The sequence below is a fragment of the Streptomyces cyanogenus genome (genome assembly GCF_017526105.1).
Classification (GTDB): Bacteria; Actinomycetota; Actinomycetes; order Streptomycetales; family Streptomycetaceae; genus Streptomyces; species Streptomyces cyanogenus.
The window spans coordinates 6689752-6712125 of sequence record NZ_CP071839.1 but is presented as its reverse complement, the minus strand read 5'-3'; the positions used below and the strand labels follow the sequence as shown (position 1 = coordinate 6712125).

12 protein-coding genes and 2 pseudogenes are annotated in these 22374 nt (G+C 69.9%); 5 read left to right on the top strand and 9 right to left on the bottom strand.

The annotated features are described in order from the left end of the window. Positions 1–45: 45 nt before the first annotated feature. The 7 genes and pseudogenes from S1361_RS30135 to ngcE form a co-directional block, all read right to left on the bottom strand. Positions 46–1358, bottom strand: a pseudogene (locus tag S1361_RS30135) (sugar ABC transporter permease). After that, the gene (locus tag S1361_RS30130; RefSeq protein WP_208035036.1) at positions 1355–2146 is read right to left on the bottom strand and encodes an ATP-binding cassette domain-containing protein; all 792 of its coding nucleotides are present in this window, start codon (positions 2144–2146) and stop codon (positions 1355–1357) included. Before S1361_RS30130 ends, S1361_RS30135 begins: the two are co-directional and overlap by 4 nt. 191 nt (positions 2147–2337) lie before the next feature. Then, complete coding sequence (locus S1361_RS30125) at positions 2338–3441, bottom strand: substrate-binding domain-containing protein (RefSeq protein ID WP_208036836.1); 1104 nt, start codon at positions 3439–3441, stop codon at positions 2338–2340. Between the two features lie 133 nt (positions 3442–3574). After that, positions 3575–4774, bottom strand: coding sequence for an ROK family transcriptional regulator (locus tag S1361_RS30120; protein ID WP_208035035.1), 1200 nt, complete (start codon positions 4772–4774; stop codon positions 3575–3577). 186 nt (positions 4775–4960) lie between these two features. After that, entirely contained in the window at positions 4961–5884 is a 924-nt protein-coding gene (locus tag S1361_RS30115; RefSeq protein WP_208035034.1) for a carbohydrate ABC transporter permease, read from the bottom strand. 14 nt (positions 5885–5898) lie between these two features. After that, positions 5899–6834 carry a carbohydrate ABC transporter permease gene (locus S1361_RS30110; RefSeq protein ID WP_208035033.1) on the bottom strand — a complete coding sequence of 312 codons (936 nt, stop codon included), beginning with the start codon at positions 6832–6834 and terminating at the stop codon, positions 5899–5901. Positions 6835–6948: 114 nt separating this feature from the next. Beyond that, a complete protein-coding gene (ngcE, locus tag S1361_RS30105; RefSeq protein ID WP_208035032.1) occupies positions 6949–8391 on the bottom strand; it encodes an N-acetylglucosamine/diacetylchitobiose ABC transporter substrate-binding protein in 1443 nt (480 codons plus the stop codon). 342 nt (positions 8392–8733) lie between these two features. Between ngcE and S1361_RS30100 the strand changes: the two genes are divergently transcribed. Continuing rightward, a complete protein-coding gene (locus S1361_RS30100) occupies positions 8734–12537 on the top strand; it encodes a GH92 family glycosyl hydrolase (protein WP_208035031.1) in 3804 nt (1267 codons plus the stop codon). A gap of 113 nt (positions 12538–12650) precedes the next feature. Here S1361_RS30100 and S1361_RS30095 read toward each other — a convergent pair whose 3' ends face one another. Both S1361_RS30095 and S1361_RS30090 read right to left on the bottom strand, forming a co-directional pair. After that, complete coding sequence (locus tag S1361_RS30095; protein ID WP_208035030.1) at positions 12651–15920, bottom strand: GH92 family glycosyl hydrolase; 3270 nt, start codon at positions 15918–15920, stop codon at positions 12651–12653. Between the two features lie 334 nt (positions 15921–16254). Next, positions 16255–16636: pseudogene (locus tag S1361_RS30090) on the bottom strand (cellulose binding domain-containing protein); the annotation flags it as partial. 216 nt (positions 16637–16852) lie between these two features. Between S1361_RS30090 and S1361_RS30085 the strand changes: the two are divergent. The 4 genes from S1361_RS30085 (at position 16853) to S1361_RS30070 (ending at position 22364) form a co-directional block, all read left to right on the top strand. After that, positions 16853–17212, top strand: a complete 360-nt coding sequence (locus tag S1361_RS30085) for a J domain-containing protein (protein ID WP_208035029.1) — start codon at positions 16853–16855, stop codon at positions 17210–17212. Positions 17213–17233: 21 nt separating this feature from the next. Beyond that, complete coding sequence (gene dnaK, locus S1361_RS30080) at positions 17234–19090, top strand: molecular chaperone DnaK (RefSeq protein ID WP_208035028.1); 1857 nt, start codon at positions 17234–17236, stop codon at positions 19088–19090. A gap of 2 nt (positions 19091–19092) precedes the next feature. Beyond that, on the top strand, positions 19093–19542 hold the full coding sequence (grpE, locus tag S1361_RS30075; protein WP_208035027.1) for a nucleotide exchange factor GrpE: 450 nt from the start codon (positions 19093–19095) through the stop codon (positions 19540–19542). Between the two features lie 128 nt (positions 19543–19670). After that, entirely contained in the window at positions 19671–22364 is a 2694-nt protein-coding gene (locus tag S1361_RS30070) for a SpoIIE family protein phosphatase (RefSeq protein ID WP_208035026.1), read from the top strand. Positions 22365–22374 lie beyond the last annotated feature (10 nt).

Genomic DNA, 22374 nt, shown 5'->3' with positions numbered 1-22374 from the left:
GGACCGGTACCCGCAGGTACACCCGCGCCCCAGGGCGGCTGGGCGCTAGGCGCGCCCCGCCGTCTTCTGCGTCTTGCGCGTGACGGAGTCGATGACCACCGTGGTCAACAGCACAGCCGCGGTGATCATGTACTTCACCGGCTCCGCGATGGACTCCAGCTGGAGACCGTACTGGATGGAAACGATCACCAGCACACCGAGCAGCGCGTTCCAGGTACGGCCCCGGCCGCCGAAGAGCGACGTGCCACCGATGACGGCCGCGGCGATCGCGTTCATCAGCAGGTCGCCCGCGCCGGCGCTCTGGTTGGCGGAGGCGATCTTCGAAGCCAGGAAGAGACCGCCGATCGCCGCGAAACCGCCGGAGATCGCAAAGACGGAGATCCGCACCGCGGTCACGCTGATACCCGACGGCGGGACGCCTCCACGCTGCCGCCGAGCGCGAAGACCTTGCGGCCGTAGGTGGTGCGCCGCAGCACGAAGTCGGTGGCGACCAGGAAGGCCAGGAAGATCACCGTGGCCAGCGGCAGGCCCTTGTACTGGTTGTACATGTAGGCCGCGGCGAAGGAGACGACGGCCAGCAGGCCCGTGCGCAGGAGGGTGTCGCCGAGCGGCCGGGACGGGACGCCCGCGGCCTCCCGGCGCCGGTTGCCCAGGAAGGAGCTGAGGAAGAACAGTGCGACCACGACGACGGCCAGGCCGTAGGCGGCGGCGACGTCGGTGAAGGTGTACGTGGTCAGCTGGCCGATCAGACCTTCGCTGTCCAGGTTGATCGTGCCGTCCTCGCCCAGCACCTTGAGCATGAAGCCGAGCCAGAAGAGCAGACCGGCCAGCGTGACGGCGAAGGCGGGGGCGCCGAGCACCGCGAAGAAGAAGCCGTGCAGCGCGCCGATGGCGGCACCGGCGGCGATGGCGACGAGCACGGCCAGCCACTCGGGCCAGCCCTGGTTGACCGTGAGGACGGCGGCGAGGGCGCTGGCCGCACCGCTGACCGAACCGACCGACAGGTCGATCTCGCCGAGCAGCAGCACGAAGACGATGCCGACGGAGATCATGCCCGTGCCGACCATCGTGACCGTGATGTTGCTGATGTTCTGCGCCGAGAGGAACTCGGAGTTCAGCACCTGGAAGATGATGCAGATGATCGCGAGGCCCAGCACGACCGGGAGGGAACCCAGCTCGCCGGCCTTCATCTTGCGCTTGAACTCGCTCCAGTACCCGAGCAGGCCCTGCTCGCGCACGAGCAGGCGCGGGTCGACGGCGGTGACCGCGGCGGCCGCGGCCTCCGGGTTGACGACCGGGGCGTCCTGCGGCTCCTCGGGGGTCTTGCCGAGGTTGGCGGAGGTCTTGTCGATGCTCACTTGGAAACCTCCCCGGACGTGCGCGCCGCACGGCGGGTCACGGCGTTGTCGGTGGCGCCGGTGATGGCGGAGATGATCTCCTCCTGCGAGGTCGTCTTGACCTCGAAGACGCCGTTGTTGCGGCCGAGGCGCAGAACGGCGACCTTGTCGGCCACCGCCTTCACGTCCGCCATGTTGTGGCTGATGAGGATGACGGCGTGGCCGCGCTCGCGCAGCCGCTCGACGAGGTCGAGCACCTGGGCGGTCTGCTCGACGCCGAGGGCGGCGGTCGGCTCGTCCAGGATGACCAGCTTGGGGTCGCCGAGCATGGAGCGGGCGATGGCCACGGTCTGGCGCTGGCCGCCGGAGAGCGAGGCGATCGGGATGCGGACGCTCGGGATGCGGATCGACAGCGTGGTGAGCAGCTCGCGGGAGCGGCGCTCCATCTCGACCTCGTCGAGGACGCCCCACTTCCTCAGCTCACGGCCGAGGAACAGGTTGCCGACGACGTCGATGTTGTCGCACAGCGCGAGGTCCTGGTAGACCGTCGCGATGCCCAGCGCCTGGGCGTCGTGCGGCTTGCTGATCGACACGGGCTTGCCATCCCACTCGATGGCACCCTCGTCGATCGGGTGAACGCCGGCGATCGTCTTGACCAGCGTGGACTTTCCGGCACCGTTGTCGCCGACCAGGGCGACCACCTCACCGGCGTGGACCTCAAGCTCTACGTCGGTGAGCGCCTGAACGGCACCGAACCGCTTGGAGACCCCGCGCAACGCCAGCACGGGCGTAGCGGACACGTGAACCATCTCCTTCGCCGCCTGACCCGGCGGGAGGTTGTGCAGAAGTTTTGGGGGAGTTTCCGTCCGGCGCCCCGAGGCCGAGCTTGCGGGGCTGTCTGATGCGCCGGGGCGCCGGAGGAGCCTGGGGCAGCCGGTCACCTCCGCCGCAGGCGTTCAGGTCGTGAACGCCTGCGGGCCGGAGGGGACTGTCGGACTGCTTACTTGAGGCCGAGCTTGTCGCAGGCGGCCTTGTACTTGCCGGTGCAGATGTCGGCGATGGTGTAGACGCCGTCCTTGACGACGGTGTCCTTGATGTTGTCCTTGGTCAGCGAGGTGACCGGGACCAGGACCGAGGGCACGTCCTTCTGGGAGCCGCTGGAGACCTTGTCCTTGGCGACGGAGTCCAGCGACTTGCCCTGGGCGAGCGCGACGGCCATCTCGGCGGCGGCGTCGGCCTCCGGGGCGTACGGCTTGTACACGCTCATGTACTGCTCACCGGCGACGATGCGCTGCACACCGGCCAGCTCGGCGTCCTGGCCGGTCACCGGGACCTTGATGCCGGCGGCGTTCAGGGCGGTGATGATACCGCCGGCCATGCCGTCGTTGGCCGAGTAGACACCCGCGATGTTCTTCTTGCCGACCGCGGAGATCGCCGCCTCCATCTCGGAGTTGGCGTTGTCCGGCGACCACTCCTTGGTGTCGTACTCCTTGGCGATGGTGACCTTGCCGTCGAGGACGGAGTGCGCGCCCTTCTTGAACTGGGCGGCGTTCGGGTCGGTCACCGAGCCGTTCACCATGACGATCTTGGTGGACTTCTTGGCCTTGTCACCCAGCGCCTTCAGCAGGGCCTCACCCTGGGTCTTGCCGACCTCCTCGTTGTCGAACGAGGTGTAGGCGCTGATCGGGCCCTCGGCGAGGCGGTCGTACGCGACGACCTTGATGCCCTGGTCCACGGCCTTCTTGACGGAGTTCTGGATGGCCTTGGCGTCCACCGCGTCCACGATCAGGACGTCCACCTTGTTGGTGATCATGGTGTCGACCTGCTGGGCCTGCAGGTTCGCGTCCTGGCGGGCGTTGTTGTACTCGACCTCCGCCTTGCCGTTCGTCAGCTCCTTGATCTTCTTCTCGATCAGCGGCTTGTCGAACTTCTCGTACCGGGCGGTCTTGTTCTCCGGCAGGAGCAGACCGACCTTGATGTTGTCGCCCTTCTTGGCCGACGCGGAGGAAGAGTCGTCGTTGCCCTTCGACTCCTTGGCGCTGCCACAGGCGGCCAGCGAGACGGCCATCGCACCGGCGGCAACGGCAACGGCGGCACGACGCATACGTGCGTTCACTTGAGAAACCTCCCTGACGAGGCCGCGTCGCTGCGGCCGAGGTGGCTGGAAGTCAACTCGGCCACACGTGCGACGTCAAGAAGTAAATCCTTAACGAGATAGCAACGGTGCCATCCGTTCTCTAAGTGAAGACAGGGGCCGCCACGGGCAGCGCCCCCTCCAAAAGAGTTGAATCGCCCATTTCGCTGAGGGCGAGGGCGAGCGCTCCGAGCACCTCGGCACGGCCCCCAAGTGCCCCCGGGAGAACGGACAGTTGGCGCGCCGCGCTGGGAATGGCGTAGCGGCCGACGGACTCCCTGATCGGCCCGAGCACCAGCTCACCGGCCTCGGCGAGATCACCGCCGAGGACCACCCGGCTCGGGTTCAGGAGATTGCAGAGATTGGCCACTCCACTGCCGATGTGGCGGCCGACGTCGGCGATCACCCGACGGCAGCCCGGATCACCGTCCCTGGCCAGCCGTACGACGCCTTCCATGGTCAGGTCGGTGCCGTGGCTGGGCTGGAGCAGCGGGAGCACATAGCGCGCCGCCGCAAACGTCTCCAGGCAGCCGCGGTTCCCGCAGCGACAGACCGGGCCGGATTCATCGAGTGTAATATGTCCGATTTCTCCAGCTGTGCCACCGGGGCCGCGATAAATCTTCCCGTCGATCACCAGACCGGCGCCGACACCGCTCGCCACCTTGATGTACGCCAGGTCGCGCACGCCCTTGCCGCTGCCCCAGACCAGCTCGCCCAGGGCGCCGAGGTTGGCGTCGTTGTCCACGTGTACGGGCACGCCGAGCCGTTCGCGCAGCTCCTCGGCGGGCTTGGTGCCGCCCCAGCCGGGCAGGATCGCGGTGGATCCGAGCGTGCCCGACTCGACGTCGATCGGACCCGGCACACCGAGCCCCACGCCGGCCACCTTGGTCCGGTCCACGCCGGTCGCCGCGATCAGCCGGTTGACCAGTTGTTCGGCCCGGTCGAAGCCCTGGTCGGCGGAGGCGTCGACGTCCAGCGGCTCCGCCTCCTCGGCCAGCACCTGATGGGCGAGGTTGCCGATCGCGACGCGTAGGTGGGTGTGCCCGAAGTCGACCCCGATCACAATCCCGGCGTCGCCGCTCAGGCTGACGCTGCGGGCCCGCCGCCCGCCCGCCGACGTGGGCGTGACCTCGACGGTTCCGCCGTCCTTCAGCTCCCGCACGATGTTGGAGACGGTCGCTGCGGACAGCCCGGTCGTCCGCGCGATCTCCGCCTGCGTGAGGGACCCGGCCAAACGTACGGCCCGGACGACCCGCTCCAGGTTGGCTCGGTGCAGCGACGACTGCGACCCTGGAGTCTCCACGACGACCTCCTGAGCGCGGGGCCGCTTCGGCGGGGCCCCGTGTATGTCCAACTAGTGAACTCTAAGCTGAGCCGTTCGGGGTGACTTCCGTCAAGAGGTTGAACTGTTTCGGGGTACCCGCTACACGCGCGAGTACGCCGCCCCCGAAGCCGGGGACGGCGTGCGCGCGGGCGGTCGCGGGCCCGGTTACTTCAGCGTCGCCGAGGTCAGACCCGCCTGCACCTGGCGCTGGAAGGACAGGTAGACCACCAGCATCGGAATCATGGCAATCGTCACACCCGCGAAGAGAACGGGCAGGTCGGAGGCGTACCCCTGCTGCTGTTGCAGCTGGATCAGACCCTGGGTGAGGACGTACCGCTCGGGGTCGTCACCGCTCTGCGGCTGCATGAGGACCGTGGGCAGGATGAACTGGTTCCACTGCCCCAGAGTGTTGAAGATCCCCACGCTGATCAGTCCGGGCTTGGCCATCGGCAGCATCACCCGGAAGAAGGTCCGGGTGTGCGAGGCCCCGTCCAGGATCGCCGCCTCGAAGACCGCCGTGGGCAGGGTCCGGAAGAAGGCGTGCATGAAGAACACCGTGAACGGCATCGAGTAGGCGATGTAGACCAGGATCAGCCCCTGGTAGGTGTTCAGCATGTCCAGCCGCTTGACCATGAAGAACAGCGGGACCAGGGCCAGGAAGACCGGGAACATCGCGCCGGCCACGAAGAAGTAGTACAGCAGCCGGTTGCCCCAGAACCGGTACCGGGCCAGCACGTACGCGGCCATCGACCCGAACAGCATGGTCAGCGGCACGGAGAACACCAGTACGATCACGGTGTTCAGGAAGTAGTCCCCGATGCCCTTGTCCCAGGCTCGGCGGAAGACGTCGACGGTCCAGTTGTCCGGCCAGCCGAGGGCCGAGCCGCCGATCTGGGCGTCGGTCTTGAAGGCGCTGAGCACCAGCCACAGCAGCGGCAGCACGATCAGCAGGGCCCACAGGGCGAGGAAGCCGTGGGAGAAGACGTTCAGGACCACGCCCTCGCTGCGCCGGTCGCCCGGCCGGACGGGGACCTTGGCCACCGTCCGCCCGGCCGGTGCGGGGGCGGTCTCCTTGATGGGTGCGCTCATCGTCGTCGCTCCGCTCAGAACTCGATGCGCTCGCGGCGGGTGGCGCGCAGCGTGACCACGGACAGGACCAGCGTGAGCAGCAGCATGACCACACCCATGGCGCAGGCGTAACCGCTCTTGCCGTAGTAGAGGAAGTTCCGCATCATCACCGTCGACATCACGTCGCTGTGGTGGTCGGGACCGCCGCCGTAGGCGCCCATGTTCTGGGTCATCGAGGAGACCAGTACGAACATGTCCATGGCGACGATGCCGAGGTAGACCCAGGCGGTCTGCACCGAGTCCCACAGCAGCGGCAGGGTGATGCGGAAGAAGGACTGGTTGCGGCTCGCCCCGTCGATCAGGGCGGCCTCGTAGATGTCCCGCGGGATGGACTGCATGGCGGCCGAGAACAGCACCAGGTAGAAGCCCACGCCGTGCCACACCACGACCAGCAGCAGCGCCCACAGGACCATGTTCGGCTCGTTGAGCCATTCCACCGGATTGTCGGCGTCGACCAGGCCGAGCTTGATCAGCAGGCCGTTGAGCAGACCGCCGCCGTCACTGCGGTACACCGCGTTGAACAGCACCGCGAGGATGGCCAGCGACAGCACCTGCGGGAAGAAGTAGAGGATCTTGTAGAACTTCGCGCCGGCGACTCCCTGCACACCGCCGGCCCGGCCGCGCCCGCCCGCGTTCAGCATGAAGGCGAAGAACAGGGCGAGCAGAATGGTGATCACCGGGATGAAGACCAGGAAGAGGATGTTGTGCCAGATGGCTTCCAGGAAGACGTCGTCCTGGAACAGCTTCCTGTAATTGTCCAGACCAACGAAACGGAAGGTCTGCGACTGCCCCTTCCAGTCGGTCAGCGAATAGCCGAACGTCTGGAGGTACGGCCAGATCACGAAGATCACATAAAGCGCCACGGGAACGAGGAGAAACCCCGTGACGAACCGGTACTGCCCTTTGCGCATGACTTTCGACCGCCCTGTGGTATCGCGCCCCGAAGGGCGCGGGGAACTGCGCGACCAGCCACGACGAACCGGTACTCGCAAGCGCACCCGCACCCCTGCGGCGACTAGGCGAAGCTAATCCCGGTGGTTCTTCTTGGACGCGGGGTCCTTGGCCTGCTTGTCCACCGCGGCCTGACACCGCTTCAGCCACTCCTTCGGCTGGATCCGCTTGGACATCAGCTCGTTGGACGCGGCCTCGATGGCGGTCCCCATCTCGCCGTACCACTCGGTGTACAGGTACCGGAAGGTGTTGTCGCCGGCCGCCTTGGAGGCCTCCACCGTGGACTGCGTACCCGGCCGCAGCCGGACGCTCGGATCGACGCCGTCCTTCAGGATCGTCAGCGAGTTGGCCTGCTTGGCGAAGAGCGTGGACCACTCCTTGGAGAGCATGCGCCGCATGAACTCCTTGGCCGCCGGCAGGTTCTTCGCCTTGGCCGGGATGACGAAGGGCTCGCCCGAGCCGGCCCGGATCGCCTCGAACGGCAGCTTGCTGCCGGGCAGCAGCGGCATCGGCAGGAACTTCATGTCGAAGTCGGTGGGCGTCTGCTTGAGCTGCTCGTTCTCCAGCCAGGAGCCGGAGGTGATGAACACGGCCTTGTACTGGTTCCAGCGGGTCTGCGACTCGGTGTGGGTCAGGCCGTTGGTGCCGGGCATCAGATAGCCCTTCTCGACCACCTCGTAGATCGCCTCGATGGCCTCCTGGGCCGCCTCGGAGCCGACGAACGCCTTGGGGTCGAGGTTGTCGATCGCCTTCATGGCGTCCAGGCCGCCCTTCTTGGCGATCAGGTCCATGATGGCGACGTTGATGTAGTACGGGTACTTGCCCTGGTGGGCGAGGCCGCCGATGCCCTGCGACTTGGCGTCCTTGCAGATGGCGAGGAAGTCGGCCCAGGACTTGGGCTCCTCCCAGCCCTTCTCCTTGAAGAGCTTGCCGGAGTACCACAGCCCCCACACCGTGTAGATGTAGTTCAGGGCGACGATCTTGCCCTCCTGCAGGCCCGGGTCGAGCGTGCCGGGGATCAGGGTGTCGCGGACCTTCTTGGCGGGGTCGTCCACCGAGGGCGCGTCCAGCACCTCGGCGAGGTCCAGCAGCTGCCCGTTCTTGTAGAGGACGTCGATATTGATCTTCTGGGCGCCGGAGTCGTCCACGATGTCCGGCGGGTTGCCCGCGTTGAAGCGCGGCTGGAGCTTGCCGGTGATCTCCTGGGTGCCGGTGTGGGTGGAGGTGACGCCGAGCTTCTTGCCGAAGTCGGCCTCCCACGCCTTGGCGTAGTCGTCGCCGTATCCGCCCTTGAAGACGACGACGTCGAGCTTGCTGCCCTTCTTGGCACCGAACGGGTTGTCCTTGGACGTCTTCCCCTTGGTGCCGCCCTCCCCCGAGTCGCCGTCCCCGCCGCCGCTGGCACAGGCGGAAAGCAGGCCCATTCCGGGGGCGGCGACCAGGCCGAGCGCCGCGGACCGCTTGATCAGATCGCGACGGCCCACACCTTCACCATCGTGGTGCGCAGTGGATCCCATGCTCAAGTCCTCGCCTTCTCCAGGACTCAGGCGGTGAACCGGATCCTCCCCGGCACCGCTGTCGGGTAGTGCTGGGTCGTGCTGGAAACGCCGACAGGTATAGTCCACTTCCGGGCGGCGGAGCAAGATCGAATGCAGGGTTCGCGTTGGGTCTTTTCCGAGTTGAGACCTCGCGGAAATATGACGGACCGACGGAGGAACCGGCGGAAAAAGTCGCTCCACAACTCCCTGAATGCCACAGCCAACACCCTTGACAGCACGGGCCACTTGGCCACCTACTGGTTCCTGCGCCCGGTGGTTGACAACGTTGTCCTGGTGGGGCGCAGGAGGGGAAATCCTTAGATGCAGCGGAGAACGCGGCACAGATGGGCTCCGGCGGCCGTCCTCACGGCCGCCTTTGTCATGGCCGTCGGCGCGCAGGGCGCCGCGGTCGCCCTGCCCGCCAGGGCTCCGGCGGCCGACCGGGAGTTCGCATCCTCGTTCGAGGCGGGCGACCCGGCGCCGGACTGGCTGAACACCGTCGACACCGGACCCGACGGCGGCAAGCGCGCCTCGGGCGTCGACGGCGGCTACAGCACCGGCATTCCGGGCAATGTCACCGACCACGTCACCGAAGTCCGGGCGAGCGCCCGGAACACGGGCGCCGGCGAGGTCGAGGAGAACCTCGTCGATGGCGAGCCCGGCACCAAGTGGCTGACCTTCGCGCCCACCGGCTGGGTGGAGTTCGACCTGGACAAACCCATCAAGATAGCGACCTACGCGCTCACCTCGGCCAACGACTACGCCGAGCGCGACCCGAAGGACTGGACCCTGAAGGGCTCGGCCGACGGCAAGGACTGGAAGACGGTCGACGCCCGCTCGGGCGAGACCTTCGCCGAGCGGTTCCAGACGAAGTCGTACGACCTCGCCGAACCGGCGGAGTACCGGTACTTCCGGCTGGAGGTGACGGGGAACGCCGGCGCCGCGGACATCCTGCAGCTGGCCGATGTGCAGTTCTCCACCGGAGGCACCGGCGGACCGGTGCCCCAGGACATGCTGACCCTGGTCGACAAGGGACCGAGCGGCTCCCCGACCGCCAAGGCGCGGGCCGGGTTCACCGGAAAGCGTGCCCTGCGCTACGCCGGCCGGCACACGGCGGGCGGCCGGGCCTACTCCTACAACAAGGTCTTCGACGTGAACGTGAAGGTGAGCGGCGACACCCTGCTGTCGTACCGCATCTTCCCGTCGATGGCCGACGGCGACCGCGACTACGACGCCACGAACGTCTCCGTCGACCTGGCCTTCACCGACGGCACCTATCTGAGCGGCCTGGGCGCCCTGGACCAGCACGGCTTCCCGCTCACCCCGCGCGGGCAGGGCGCGTCGAAGGCCCTGTACGTCAACCAGTGGAACAACGTGGCCGCGCGGATCGGCTCGGTGGCGGCCGGCCGGACCGTCGACCGGATCCTGGTGGCGTACGACTCCTCCGACGGCCCGGCGAAGTTCCGCGGCTGGCTGGACGACGTGGTCCTGAAGCCGGTGCCGCCCGAGAAGCCGAAGGCGCATCTGTCGGACTACGCACTCACCACCCGGGGCACCAACTCCAGCGGCAGCTTCTCGCGGGGCAACGACTTCCCGGCGACGGCTCTGCCGCACGGCTTCAACTTCTGGACGCCGGTGACCAACGCGTCCTCGCTCAGCTGGCTGTACGAGTACGCACGTGCGAACAACGCCGACAACCTGCCGACCATCCAGGCGTTCAGCGCGAGCCACGAGCCGAGCCCGTGGATGGGCGACCGGCAGACCTTCCAGCTGATGCCGTCGGCCGCGTCCGCCACCCCGGACACCGGCCGCGAGGCGCGGGAGCTGCCCTTCCGGCACGAGAACGAGACCGCGCGGCCGTACTACTACGGGGTGCGGTTCGAGAACGGTCTCAAGGCCGAGATGACCCCCACCGACCACGCGGCCGTGCTCCGCTTCACCTACCCCGGCGACAACGCGAACGTGCTGTTCGACAACGTCACCGAGCAGGCCGGGCTGACGCTCGACAAGGAGCACGGGATCGTCACCGGCTACTCGGACGTGAAGTCGGGCCTGTCCACGGGCGCGACCCGGCTGTTCGTGTACGGCGAGTTCGACAAGCCGGTCACCGACGGCGCGTCGAGCGGTGTGAAGGGGTACCTGCGGTTCGACGCGGGCGCCGACCGGACCGTCACGCTGCGGCTGGCGACCTCGCTCGTCGGCATCGACCAGGCGAAGGCAAACCTGCGCCAGGAGATCCCGGACGGCACCTCCTTCGACGCGGTCCGGACGCGGGCCCGGCGGGCCTGGGACACGCTGCTCGGCAAGGTCGAGGTGGAGGGCGCGACCCCGGACCAGCTGACCACGCTGTACTCCGGTCTGTACCGGCTGTACCTGTACCCGAACTCCGGCTTCGAGCGGGTCGACGGCGAGGACCGGTACGCCTCGCCGTTCTCCCCGATGCCGGGTCCGGACACCCCGACGCACACCGGCGCGAAGATCGTGGACGGCAGGGTGTACGTGAACAACGGCTTCTGGGACACCTACCGGACCACCTGGCCGGCGTACTCGTTCCTGACACCGTCCCAGGCGGGCGAGATGGTCGACGGGTTCGTGCAGCAGTACAAGGACGGCGGCTGGACCTCGCGGTGGTCCTCCCCCGGCTACGCCGACCTGATGACCGGCACCTCCTCGGACGTGGCGTTCGCCGACGCCTACGTCAAGGGGGTGAGGTTCGACGCGAAGGCGGCGTACGACGCGGCCGTGAAGAACGCGACCGTCGTCCCGCCGATGTCGGGCGTGGGCCGCAAGGGCATGAGCACCTCGCCGTTCCTCGGCTACACCACGACCGGCACGCACGAGGGCCTGTCGTGGGCGATGGAGGGCTACGTCAACGACTACGGCATCGCGCGGATGGGCGAGGCGCTGTACCGGAAGACGGGCGAGAAGCGCTACCGGGAGGAGTCGGAGTACTTCCTCAACCGGGCCCGGGACTACGTGCACCTCTTCGACGCCAGGGCCGGCTTCTTCCAGGGCCGGGACGCCAAGGGCGACTGGCGCGTGGACTCCGCGAAGTACGACCCGCGCGTGTGGGGCTACGACTACACGGAGACCAACGGCTGGGGCTACGCCTTCACCGCCCCGCAGGACAGCCGGGGCCTGGCCAACCTGTACGGCGGCCGGCAGGGCCTCGCCGACAAGCTGGACGAGTACTTCGCCACCCCGGAGACGGCCTCCCCGGACTTCGTCGGCTCCTACGGCGGTGTCATCCACGAGATGACCGAGGCGCGGGACGTCCGGATGGGCATGTACGGCCACTCCAACCAGGTCGCGCACCACGTCATCTACATGTACGACGCGGCCGGCGAGCCCTGGAAGGCGCAGGCGTACGTCCGTGAGGCGCTCTCCCGGCTCTACACCGGCAGCGAGATCGGGCAGGGCTACCACGGCGACGAGGACAACGGCGAGCAGTCGGCCTGGTACCTCTTCTCCGCGCTCGGCTTCTACCCGCTGGTCATGGGCAGCGGCGAGTACTCCATCGGCTCCCCGCTGTTCAAGAAGGTCACCGTGCACCTGGAGAACGGCCGGGACCTGGTGGTGCGGGCACCGCGGAACAGCGCGAAGAACGTCTACGTCCAGGGCGTGACGGTCGACGGCCGCCCCTGGAAGTCGACGTCGCTCCCCCACTCGCTGCTGTCCAGGGGCGGGGTGGTGGACTTCTTCATGGGGCCGAAGCCGTCGACGTGGGGCACGGGCAAGGACGCGGGCCCGGTCTCCGTCACCGAGGACGACAAGGTGCCGGCGCCGCGCGCGGACGTCCTGAAGGGTGCCGGGGCGCTCTTCGACGACACCTCGGCGACCAGCGCGACGGTCGCCTCGGCGGACCTGCCGGCCGAGGGCGCCGTGCGGGCGGTCCAGTACACGCTGACCTCGGGCGCGGACCGCACGAAGGCGCCGACCGGCTGGACCCTTGAGGGCTCCGACGACGGCACGACCTGGCGGACCCTGGACCACCGCTCCGGGGAAACCTTCACCTGGGACCGCCAGACCCGCGCCTTCACCATCGCCTCGCCGGGCACGTACACGAGGTACCGCCTCGTCCTGAACGGCGAGTCGACCCTGGCCGAGGTGGAACTGCTGGGCTGACCGGCCGGGTGCGTACCGTTCCCGAGACGGGACGGCGTACGCGCCGAGCGACGCGGAAGCGGCCCGCACCCGGATCCCGGGTGCGGGCCGCTTCGTGCCTCGGGGTGCGGGGATCAGCCCGTCGCGAGGGTGAAGACGTGCAGGTCCGCGTTGCGCGGGAGGGTGACGGTCCGGATCTGCCTGCCCGCCGGGGCCCGGTACGGCTCGGTGGCGAAGACGTACGTCGCCACCGGGTCCTTGTCGGCGCCGGCGACGTTGCGGTACGCGGTCTTGGCGACGACCCTGTTGCCGTACTGGACGGTGCCGCCTCCGCCGCCCACGGTCCAGTCGGTGAAGGACAGGTCGACGGTGTCGGTGCCGCCGTCGGTGTAGGTGACGGTCGCCCGGGTCTGCTGGTTGCCGTTGACCGCGCTGCCGATGAAGGACAACGCGCCCGCCGGGGCGGCCAGTCGGATGGTCTGGCCGGACGCCGAGGCGTTGTCGGGGCGGCCGGCCGGTGAGGCGGGCCAGGTGAAGGCGAGGCCGTCGACCGTGGCCTGCTTGCCCGGGGTGAGGCCGGCCGCCGCGAGGGCCTGCCGGGAGTAGCTCCAGCCGCCGCCGTCGTAGTCGGCCTCGTCGTGGTCGCCGTCGTCGTCGGAGACACCGGTGCTGTTGTAGGCGGCGAGCAGGGTGCCCGGGGCGGCCACGGTGAGCGCCACCGGCTGCTCGTAGGAGGAGTCGCCCGAGGTCACCGTGACCTGGACGTCGGCGAAGCCCTGCTGCGCGTCCCGGGCCGCCGTGAGGGTGATCTCCTGGGCGCCGTCGGTGACCGTGCCCTCGGCGGGCGCAGCCGTCACCCCGGCCGGGGTCCGCACCCGGAAACGCACCTCGGGGCCGGGGCCGCCGGTCATCGACAGCGCGCGGACGCCGATCTTCGTGCTGTCACCGGGGGCGAGCGTGGCCGTGGTGGGACCGACGCCGATCTGGTACGGCTGCTCGCCCTCCCGGAAGGACGGCGGCGGGCTGTCCGCCCCCCAGCCGCGGTCCGCAGTGGCGGACAGGGTGTAGTCGAGCCGGCCGCCGTCGCGGACGAAGGACGCGGGCAGCCAGGGCCGGTCGCTGCTGCGGCCGTTCACCTTCAGGGACCGGACGTACGGCGCGTCGGCCGCCGCTCCGGCGGCCCGTACGGAGATGTCGCGGCCGTGCGGCCGGTCGATCTCGATCCGCTCGAACAGCGGTGAGGCGAGGACCAGTTCGGCGCGGGACGGCACCTGCGGGTACATGCCGAGGGCGGAGAAGACGTACCAGGCGGACATCGCGCCGAGGTCGTCGTTGCCCGGGATGCCGCCGGGCTCGGCGGACCACAGCTGCCGCATCGCCGCGCGGACGGTCTCCTGCGTCTTGTAAGGGGCGCCGGCGTAGTCGTACAGGTAGGGGACGTTGATCGACGGCTCGTTGTCCAGCTCGGACTTGGTGCCGCCGTTGCCGGTGAAGGCCCATCCGCCGTCGGCGTCGTGGAAGAAGTCGTCCAGCCGGGCGAGCGCCTTGTCCCGGCCGCCCAGTGCGGCGAAGAGGCCCGCCGGGTCGTGCGGGACCATCCAGGTGTACTGGGCGGCCGTGCCCTCGACGAAGCCGTTGCCGGTGTCCGGGGTGAAGCCGGTGACCCAGCTGCCGTCGGCCTTGCGGTTGGCGATGTACCCGCCGTTCGGCGCGGCGGCGACGTCGAAGTTGTTCTGCCACCACTGGGCGCGGCGGGTGAAGGTGTCCGCCGTGCCCTTCTGCCCTGCCGAGCGGGCGAGTTGGGCGATGGCGAAGTCCGCGGTGGACATCTCCAGCGTCTCGGCGGCCCCGCCCCAGGCGTTGGACACGCTCGGCATGTAGTGCAGCTTGAGGTACTTGTCGAGGGAGGGGCGCTGGCCCGCCGACAGCACGGGCTTGCCGGCCGGGGACAGGTCCTGCGGTGTGGGCACGGTCGCCGCCCGCACCAGGGACTTCAGGGCGCCGCGGAGGTCGAAGTCCGTGCCGCCGAAGGCGTGGATGCCGGCCAGCGCGGTCGCCGAGGGGTCGCCGTTCATGACGTGCGTGCCGCTCGCCCCGTGCAGCCAGCGGTCCCACACGCCGCCGTTCTGCCGGGACAGCTCGTACAGGGACTGCGCGATGTCCGAGCCAGTGCGCGGGTCGAGCAGCGTCAGCAGTTGCACCTGGTCGCGGTAGACGTCCCAGCCGGAGAAGGTGCCGTACTGGGCCTGCCGGCGCCGGCCGACCGTGTGCACGCGGCCGTCGGCGCCCCGGTACCTGCCGTCGGCGTCGCTGATGACGTTCGGGTGCAGCAGCGCGTGGTAGAGCGCGGTGTAGAAGGTGGTGCGCTCGGCGTCCGTGCCGCCGCCGACCCGGACGGCCCCGAGCCGCTCCCGCCAGGCCCGCCGGGCCGCCTCCCGGACCGCGCCGAAGGACCGTCCCGGCGGGTTCTCGGCGGCCAGGTTGGCCGCGGCGGCCTCCCGGCTGACGTAGGAGACGCCGACCTCGACGCCGACCGGGCCGTCGCCGGGCGCGAACTCGATGTATCCGCCGGCCCCCTTCCCGGCGACCGGCCGCCCGCCGTGCGAGAAGCCGCCGGTGCCGCCGGACGCCTCGCGGGAGCCGGGGTCCAGGCGGTCGTCGTGCCAGGTGCCGGTGGCCTGGAAGGCGCGGTCGAAGCGGGCGGTGAAGTAGAGCGTGTAGTAAGGGCGTTGGCCTTCGGGGTCGAGGTAACCGCAGAAGTTGCCGGAGGTGACCGAGCCGGAGATGGTCCGGGCGTCCGGGTCGATCGTGACGGTCGACTCCTCCGAGCCCACCTCGGAGTTGGCGGTGCGCACGAGCAGGGAGGCGGGCTTGCCGGCCGGGTAGGTGAAGCGGGCCGAACCGGTGCGCGCGGTCGCGGTGAGGTCGGCGGTGACACCGGAGGCCAGCCCGACCCGGTAGTGGCCGGGCTCGGCGGTCTCGTCGGCGTGGCGGAAGTCGGAGGCGTAGACGGCGTCCTTGGTGTCGCTCGCCGGGGAGGAGGTGACCTCGCCGGCGTACGGGAAGAACGGGATGTCCCCGCTGCCGCCCGCGCAGCCGGTGCCTGACATGTGGGTGAGGCTGAAACCGCGGATGCGGGTGGCGTCGTACTGGTAGCCGCCCGGGGCGGCGGTTCTGGTGGCGTCGCCGCGCGTGTTCTCCGGGCTCCAGGAGAACATGCCGAACGGCACGACGGCGCCCGGGAAGACGTCGCCGCCGTTCCTGGTGCCGATCAGCGGATCGACGTACGGGGTGGGGTCCTTGACGAGGACGGGGGGAGCGGCGGTCGCCGCCAGGGCGGGGGTTGCGGTGCCGCCGGTCGCGAGGAGCGCGGCCAGCAGCAGGGACGCGGATCTCAAACGCATGACGCGGCCCTTCCTCCTAACGGACGGGTCGCGCACCACAGGTCGCACAAGCCGCTGGGACAGTAGCGCGTGTCACCGGTACCACGGAAGACCGCGTACGCGCCGTCAGGCGTACGCCCGCATCACCCGGTCGGGCTAACCAAGCAGGTTGACATCGTTGTCTGTTGAGGCGGTAGAGTCATGTACAGACCATGTGACAACGATGTCGCGCACCCAACTCGCCGCACAAGCCACGCAGTTCGCAGGCCATTCCCTCCGGGCAGGTACCCCACCCCCCTCACCTGTCCGGCTCGCGGACCCGGTGCGCACAGCCACCGGGTCCGCCCAGAGCGGCTCAACCGACCCGACAGGGCAGGGTGGTGACGCTGTCACCCTCCCCGGGCGGTGCAGCCGAACGGGTCGACCACCCGGGACTCGACGAGCCGTTCCCGCCGGCGTTGTGGACCATGACGTCCCGTCCGGCGTAGGCGGCGGTGCCGTTCCAGAGGTCGGCCACCTTCTGGCCGGCCGGCAGGGACCAGTCGACCGTCCAGCCGGGCATCGGCACGTCACCGCTGTCGGCAACCATGGTTCGGTGGGATTGCCGGGGTCGTGGACGCCGGTCACCTCGCCGTCGCCGCCGTCGCACACGAGGTCGGAGCAGGAGCAGACGAACCGTGCAGCGGCGGGTGGTCGACGGTGAGGAAGGGCCGGCCCTCCTCCTTGGTCGTGGTGAGCGGACCCGGAACGGTGACCCACGGGAGCGCTCCCACTACATGCCTTTCCTGGAAGCCGGCACCAAGCGCTTCCGGTGTGAACGGTCGTGCGGCGACGGGCCCGGCGACCGGGCGGCCGGAGTACCCTTGACAAGGGTCAACTCAAGTTTTATTCGGAGTGGTGAGGCAATTCCCGGTCCGGAGCCACAGTCGGTGGCGGGTGAGGAGGTGGCCCAGATGCAGGAGCCGGACCTGTACGCGGTGCTGGGCGTACCGCCCTCGGCCACGGTCGGGGCGATCACCTCGGCCTTCCGCCGCAGGGCTCGGGAACTGCGCCCGGACACCCGGGTCGACGCGGTCACCGCCGCCCGGTTCGGTGAGGTGCGGGCGGCGTACGAGACGCTGCGGGACCCGGTGCGGCGCGCGGCCTACGACCAGGCGTACGAGCGCTCGTACAGGCCGTCGTACCGCCCGGCCGGCGCCGCCGGGCCGCGCCGGTACCTCGTCGTGCCGGGCGTCCCGGCTCCCGAGCCGCCGCTGCGCGCAGGACCGGTGCGCCGGGTACCCGGTGGGTCACACGTGCGGCGCACGGGGTGAGGACGAGGAGGGAGAACGCAGATGGCGCGTCCGGTCGGTATCGACCTCGGTACGACGAACTCGGTGGTCTCGGTCCTGGAGGGCGGCGAGCCCACCGTCATCACGAACACGGAAGGCGCACGGACCACACCGTCGGTCGTGGCCTTCGCCAAGAACGGCGAGGTGCTGGTCGGCGAGGTGGCCAAGCGGCAGGCCGTGACGAACGTGGAGCGCACCGCGCGCTCGGTCAAGCGGCACGTGGGCGACCACGCCTGGCGGTTCCCCGAGCAGGGGGACGTCGACGGCAAGCGGTACACCGCACAGGAGATCTCCGCGCGCGTGCTGCAGAAGCTGAAGCGGGACGCGGAGGCGTACCTCGGCGAGGACGTCACCGACGCGGTGATCACCGTACCCGCCTACTTCGACGACGCCCAGCGGCAGGCCACGAAGGAGGCTGGTGAGATCGCGGGCCTGAACGTCCTGCGGATCATCAACGAGCCGACGGCGGCGGCGCTGGCGTACGGGCTGGACAAGGAGAACGACCAGACGGTCCTCGTCTTCGACCTGGGCGGCGGCACCTTCGACGTGTCGCTGCTGGAGATGGGCGAGGGCGTCATCGAGGTGAAGGCCACCAACGGCGACACGCGCCTCGGGGGCGACGACTGGGACCAGCGGGTCGTGGACCACCTGGTCCAGCAGTTCAAGAACAACTACGGCGTCGACCTGGCCAAGGACAAGATGGCCGTGCAGCGGCTGCGGGAGGCCGCGGAGCGGGCGAAGATCGAGCTGTCGTCCTCGACCGAGACCTCGATCAACCTGCCGTACATCACCGCGTCCGCGGAGGGTCCGCTGCACCTGGACGAGAAGCTGACCCGCGCCCAGTTCCAGCAGTTGACGGCGGACCTGCTGGAGCGGTGCAAGGCGCCGTTCCACAATGCGATCAAGGACGCCGGGATCAAGGTGTCCGACATCGACCACGTGGTCCTGGTGGGCGGCTCGACGCGGATGCCGGCCGTGACCGAGCTGGTGAAGGAGCTGACCGGCAAGGACCCGCACAAGGGCGTCAACCCCGACGAGGTGGTGGCCGTCGGCGCCTCCCTGCAGGCCGGTGTGCTCAAGGGCGAGGTCAAGGACGTCCTGCTCCTCGACGTCACCCCGCTGTCCCTCGGCATCGAGACCAAGGGCGGCATCATGACCAAGCTGATCGAGCGCAACACCACGATCCCGACCAAGCGCTCGGAGATCTTCACCACGGCCGAGGACAACCAGCCCTCCGTGACGATCCAGGTCTACCAGGGCGAGCGGGAGATCGCGGCGTACAACAAGAAGCTCGGCATGTTCGAGCTGACCGGCATCGCGCCCGCCCCGCGCGGGGTGCCGCAGATCGAGGTGGCCTTCGACATCGACGCCAACGGCATCATGCACGTCTCGGCGAAGGACCTCGGCACCGGCAAGGAGCAGAAGATGACCGTCACCGGCGGTTCGGCGCTGCCCCGCGACGACATCGACCGCATGGTCCGGGAGGCGGAGCAGCACGCCGAGGAGGACCGCAAGCGGCGGGAGGCCGCGGAGACCCGCAACCAGGCCGAGCAGCTCGTCTACTCCACCGAGAAGCTGATCAAGGACAACGCCGAGCAGATCCCGGCGGACGCGAGGTCCGAGACGGAGACGGCGCTGGCCGAGCTGAAGGAGAAGCTGAAGTCGGAGGACACGGAGGCGATCCGGCAGGCCCTGGACCATGCCGCGCAGGCCGCGCAGAAGATCGGTACGGCGCTGTACGAGCGGTCGCGGACCGAGCAGGCCGCGCAGCCCGGTGCCGGCGGCACGACGCCCCCCGCCGGGGACGACGAGGTGGTGGACGCCGAGATCGTCGACGACGACAAGCCGGAGGCGGGCTGACGATGGACGGGGCGCGGACGACGAGCACCAGTGAGGTGGAGCGCCTGCTCCAGGAGCGCACCGCCGATCTGCAGAGGGTGAAGGCGGAGTACGACAACTACCGCAAGCGGGTGCGGCGGGACCGCATGGCCGTGCGCGAGATCGCCGTCGCCAACGTGCTGACCGCGCTGCTCCCGGTGGTGGACGCCGTGGACCGGGCCTGTGCGCACGAGCCGCTCACGCCCGGTCTGAAGGACATCGCCGACACGCTGCGCACGCGGCTGGGATCGCTGGGGCTGGAGGCGTTCGGGGAGGAGGGCGAGCCGTTCGACCCGGCGTGCCACGAGGCGGTGGTGCACCGTGCGGCCCCGGGCGCCGAGCGGCTGGTCTGCGCGGAGATCCTGCGCCCCGGCTACCGGATCGGCGACCGGCTGCTGCGGCCCGCGTACGTGGCGGTCGGCGGGTCGCCATGACGCCCGGGCGCGGTCCGGCGGCACGCCGGGGCCGGCGGGCCGCTCGGGCCGCCGGTGCCGGTTTGAATATGTCCACCTCGTGGACGCACCATAGCCACACGGAAAAAACCAGTGCTACAAATGCGGGCATGTCGGACGCATCTGTCCGATACAGGCGTCTCGGATGGCGCGCTGTCATCGGCAAGGTTCCCCGGAGCGTCGCCGGACAGGTCTTCCTGTTCCAGGTCGCGCTCGTGGTACTCCTCGTCCTGTGCGCCGTCCTCGCACTCGTCATGCAGTCGAGACGGGACACCACCGCCGAGGCCAAGCACCGTTCGATAGCCGTCGCGCAGACCTTCGCCCACTCTCCGGGCCTGCTCCAGGCGCTGCGGTCCCCCGAGCCCTCCCGGATCCTGCAGCCGATGACCGAGGCGGGCCGCAAGTCCGCGGGGGTCGACTTCATCGTGGTCATGGACACCCACGGCATCCGCTACACCCATCCGATGCCCGGCCGGATCGGCAAGCGGTTCGTGGGCACCATCGAGCCGTCGCTGGCCGGCAAGGTGTACACCGAGAGCGTGCACGGCCCGCTGGGCCACGAGGTGCAGGCCACCGTGCCCGTGGACGACGCCCACGGCAAGGTGGTCGCTCTGGTCTCCGCCGGTCTGAAGGTCAAGAACGTCACCAGCGAGCTGGACCGGCAGCTGCCGATCATCCTGGGTGCGGGGGCCGGCGCGCTGGTGGTGTCGACCGGTGGTACGGCCCTGGTGGGGCGCCGGCTGCGGCGGCAGACGCACAGCCTGGCCCCGGACGAGATGAGCCGCATGTACCAGCACCACGACACCGTGCTGCACTCGGTGCGCGAGGGCGTGCTCATCATCGGGGCCGACGGCCGGCTGCTGCTCGTCAACGACGAGGCCCGGCGCCTGCTGGAGCTGCCCGCCGACGCCGAGGGACGCGTGCTGCGGGAGCTGCCGGATCTCGACCCGGCGACGCTGGAGCTGCTCGCCTCCGGGCGCCCGGCCAGCGACGAACTGCACTTCGCCAAGGGACGCCTGCTGGCGGTCAACCAGCGGCCCACCGACCGCGCCGGCTGCCCCGGCGGCACCGTCGTGACGCTGCGCGACTCCACCGAGCTGCAGGCGGTGTCCGGCCGCGCCCAGACCGCCCTGGAGCGGCTGGAGCTGCTGTACGACGCGGGCCTGTGCATCGGCAGCACGCTGGACGTGATGCGCACGGCCGACGAGCTGGCGCGGGTGGCCGTGCCGCGGTTCGCCGACTTCATCACCGTCGACCTGGCCGACGCCGTGCTGCACGGCGAGGAGCCGGCTCCGACGGCGACGGACATGCGGCGGGTCGCCGTGTGCGGCATCCGGGACGACCACCCGCTCTACGAGCAGGGCCGGCTGATCGACTTCCTGCCCACCACCCCGCAGGCCCGCGGTTACGGCGCCGGGCGCTCGCAGCTGGTGACCGACCTGGCGTCCGCCGACGGCTGGCGGGCCCAGGACCCGGAGCGGACCCGGCAGATCCTGGACTTCGGCATCCACTCGCTCATCTCCGCGCCCATCCGGGCGCGCGGGGTCGTCCTGGGCATGGCCAACTTCTGGCGCTCCAAGCGGGAGCCGTTCGACGCGGACGAGCTGTCCCTGGCGGAGGAGCTGGTGGCCCGGGCCGCGGTCAGCATCGACAACGCCCGCCGCTACACCCGCGAGCACGCCCTGGCGGTCACGCTGCAGCGCAGTCTGCTGCCCCGGGCGCTGCCCGAGCAGAGCGCGCTGGACGTCGGCTACCGCTATCTGCCGGCGCAGTCCGGGGTGAGCGGCGACTGGTTCGACGTGATCCCGCTGCCGGGCGGCCGGGTGGCGCTGGCCGTCGGTGACGTGGTGGGGCACGGTCTGCACGCCGCCGCGACGATGGGCCGGCTGCGGACCGCGGTGCACAACTTCTCCACGCTGGACCTGCCGCCGGACGAACTGCTCCAGCACCTGGACGATCTGGTCGGCCGCATCGACCAGGACGAGGCCTGCCCGGAGACGGCCGGGGAGATCGTGGGTGCCACCTGTCTGTACGCGATCTACGACCCGGTGACGCGCCGCTGTGTCATGGCCCGGGCCGGGCATCCGGCGCCGGCGCTGGTGCACCCCGACGGCAGCGTCGTCTTCCCCGAGCTGCCGGCCGGGCCGCCGCTGGGCCTGGGCGGCATGCCGTTCCGCACGGCCGAGCTGGAGCTGGCCGAGGGCAGCCAGCTCGTCCTGTACACCGACGGTCTGATCGAGGACCGCAGACGGGACCTGGACGAGGGCATGGAGCTGCTGCGCCGGGCCCTGGCGGGCCATCCCGGCCGGCCGCCGGAGGAGAGCTGCCAGGCGGTGCTGGAGCAGTTGCTGCCCGAGCGGCCCGGGGACGACGTCGCGCTGCTCATCGCGCGCACCCGGGTGCTGCCGGCCGACCGGGTCGCCGACTGGGACGTGCCGCGCGATCCGGCCGCCGTGTCGGGGATGCGCGGCGCGGTCTCCGCCAAGCTGGAGGAGTGGGGGCTGTCCGAGCTGGGCTTCGGGATGGAGCTCGTGCTGAGCGAGCTGATCACCAACGCCATCCGGTACGGCTCCGACCCGATCCACGTACGGCTGATCAACGACCGCACGCTGATCTGCGAGGTGGCCGACGGCAGCAGCACCTCGCCGCATCTGCGGTACGCCGCGACGACCGACGAGGGCGGCCGGGGCCTGTTCCTGGTCTCGCAGCTGGCCGAGCGCTGGGGCACCCGGTACACCCCGCACGGCAAGGTCATCTGGGCCGAGCTGAACCTGCCGGACCTGGACGCGTTCGCCGTCGACTGAGCGGGACGAG

What these genes read in the sequence shown, in the direction of transcription:
- S1361_RS30130 (WP_208035036.1), bottom strand. Translation starts at nt 2,146, where the DNA reads ATGGTTCACGTGTCCGCTACGCCCGTGCTGGCGTTGCGCGGGGTCTCC.
- S1361_RS30125 (WP_208036836.1), bottom strand. Translation starts at nt 3,441, where the DNA reads ATGCGTCGTGCCGCCGTTGCCGTTGCCGCCGGTGCGATGGCCGTCTCG.
- S1361_RS30115 (WP_208035034.1), bottom strand. Translation starts at nt 5,884, where the DNA reads ATGAGCGCACCCATCAAGGAGACCGCCCCCGCACCGGCCGGGCGGACG.
- S1361_RS30110 (WP_208035033.1), bottom strand. Translation starts at nt 6,834, where the DNA reads ATGCGCAAAGGGCAGTACCGGTTCGTCACGGGGTTTCTCCTCGTTCCC.
- ngcE (WP_208035032.1), bottom strand. Translation starts at nt 8,391, where the DNA reads ATGGGATCCACTGCGCACCACGATGGTGAAGGTGTGGGCCGTCGCGAT.
- S1361_RS30100 (WP_208035031.1), top strand. Translation starts at nt 8,734, where the DNA reads ATGCAGCGGAGAACGCGGCACAGATGGGCTCCGGCGGCCGTCCTCACG.
- S1361_RS30095 (WP_208035030.1), bottom strand. Translation starts at nt 15,920, where the DNA reads ATGCGTTTGAGATCCGCGTCCCTGCTGCTGGCCGCGCTCCTCGCGACC.
- S1361_RS30085 (WP_208035029.1), top strand. Translation starts at nt 16,853, where the DNA reads ATGCAGGAGCCGGACCTGTACGCGGTGCTGGGCGTACCGCCCTCGGCC.
- dnaK (WP_208035028.1), top strand. Translation starts at nt 17,234, where the DNA reads ATGGCGCGTCCGGTCGGTATCGACCTCGGTACGACGAACTCGGTGGTC.
- grpE (WP_208035027.1), top strand. Translation starts at nt 19,093, where the DNA reads ATGGACGGGGCGCGGACGACGAGCACCAGTGAGGTGGAGCGCCTGCTC.
- S1361_RS30070 (WP_208035026.1), top strand. Translation starts at nt 19,671, where the DNA reads ATGTCGGACGCATCTGTCCGATACAGGCGTCTCGGATGGCGCGCTGTC.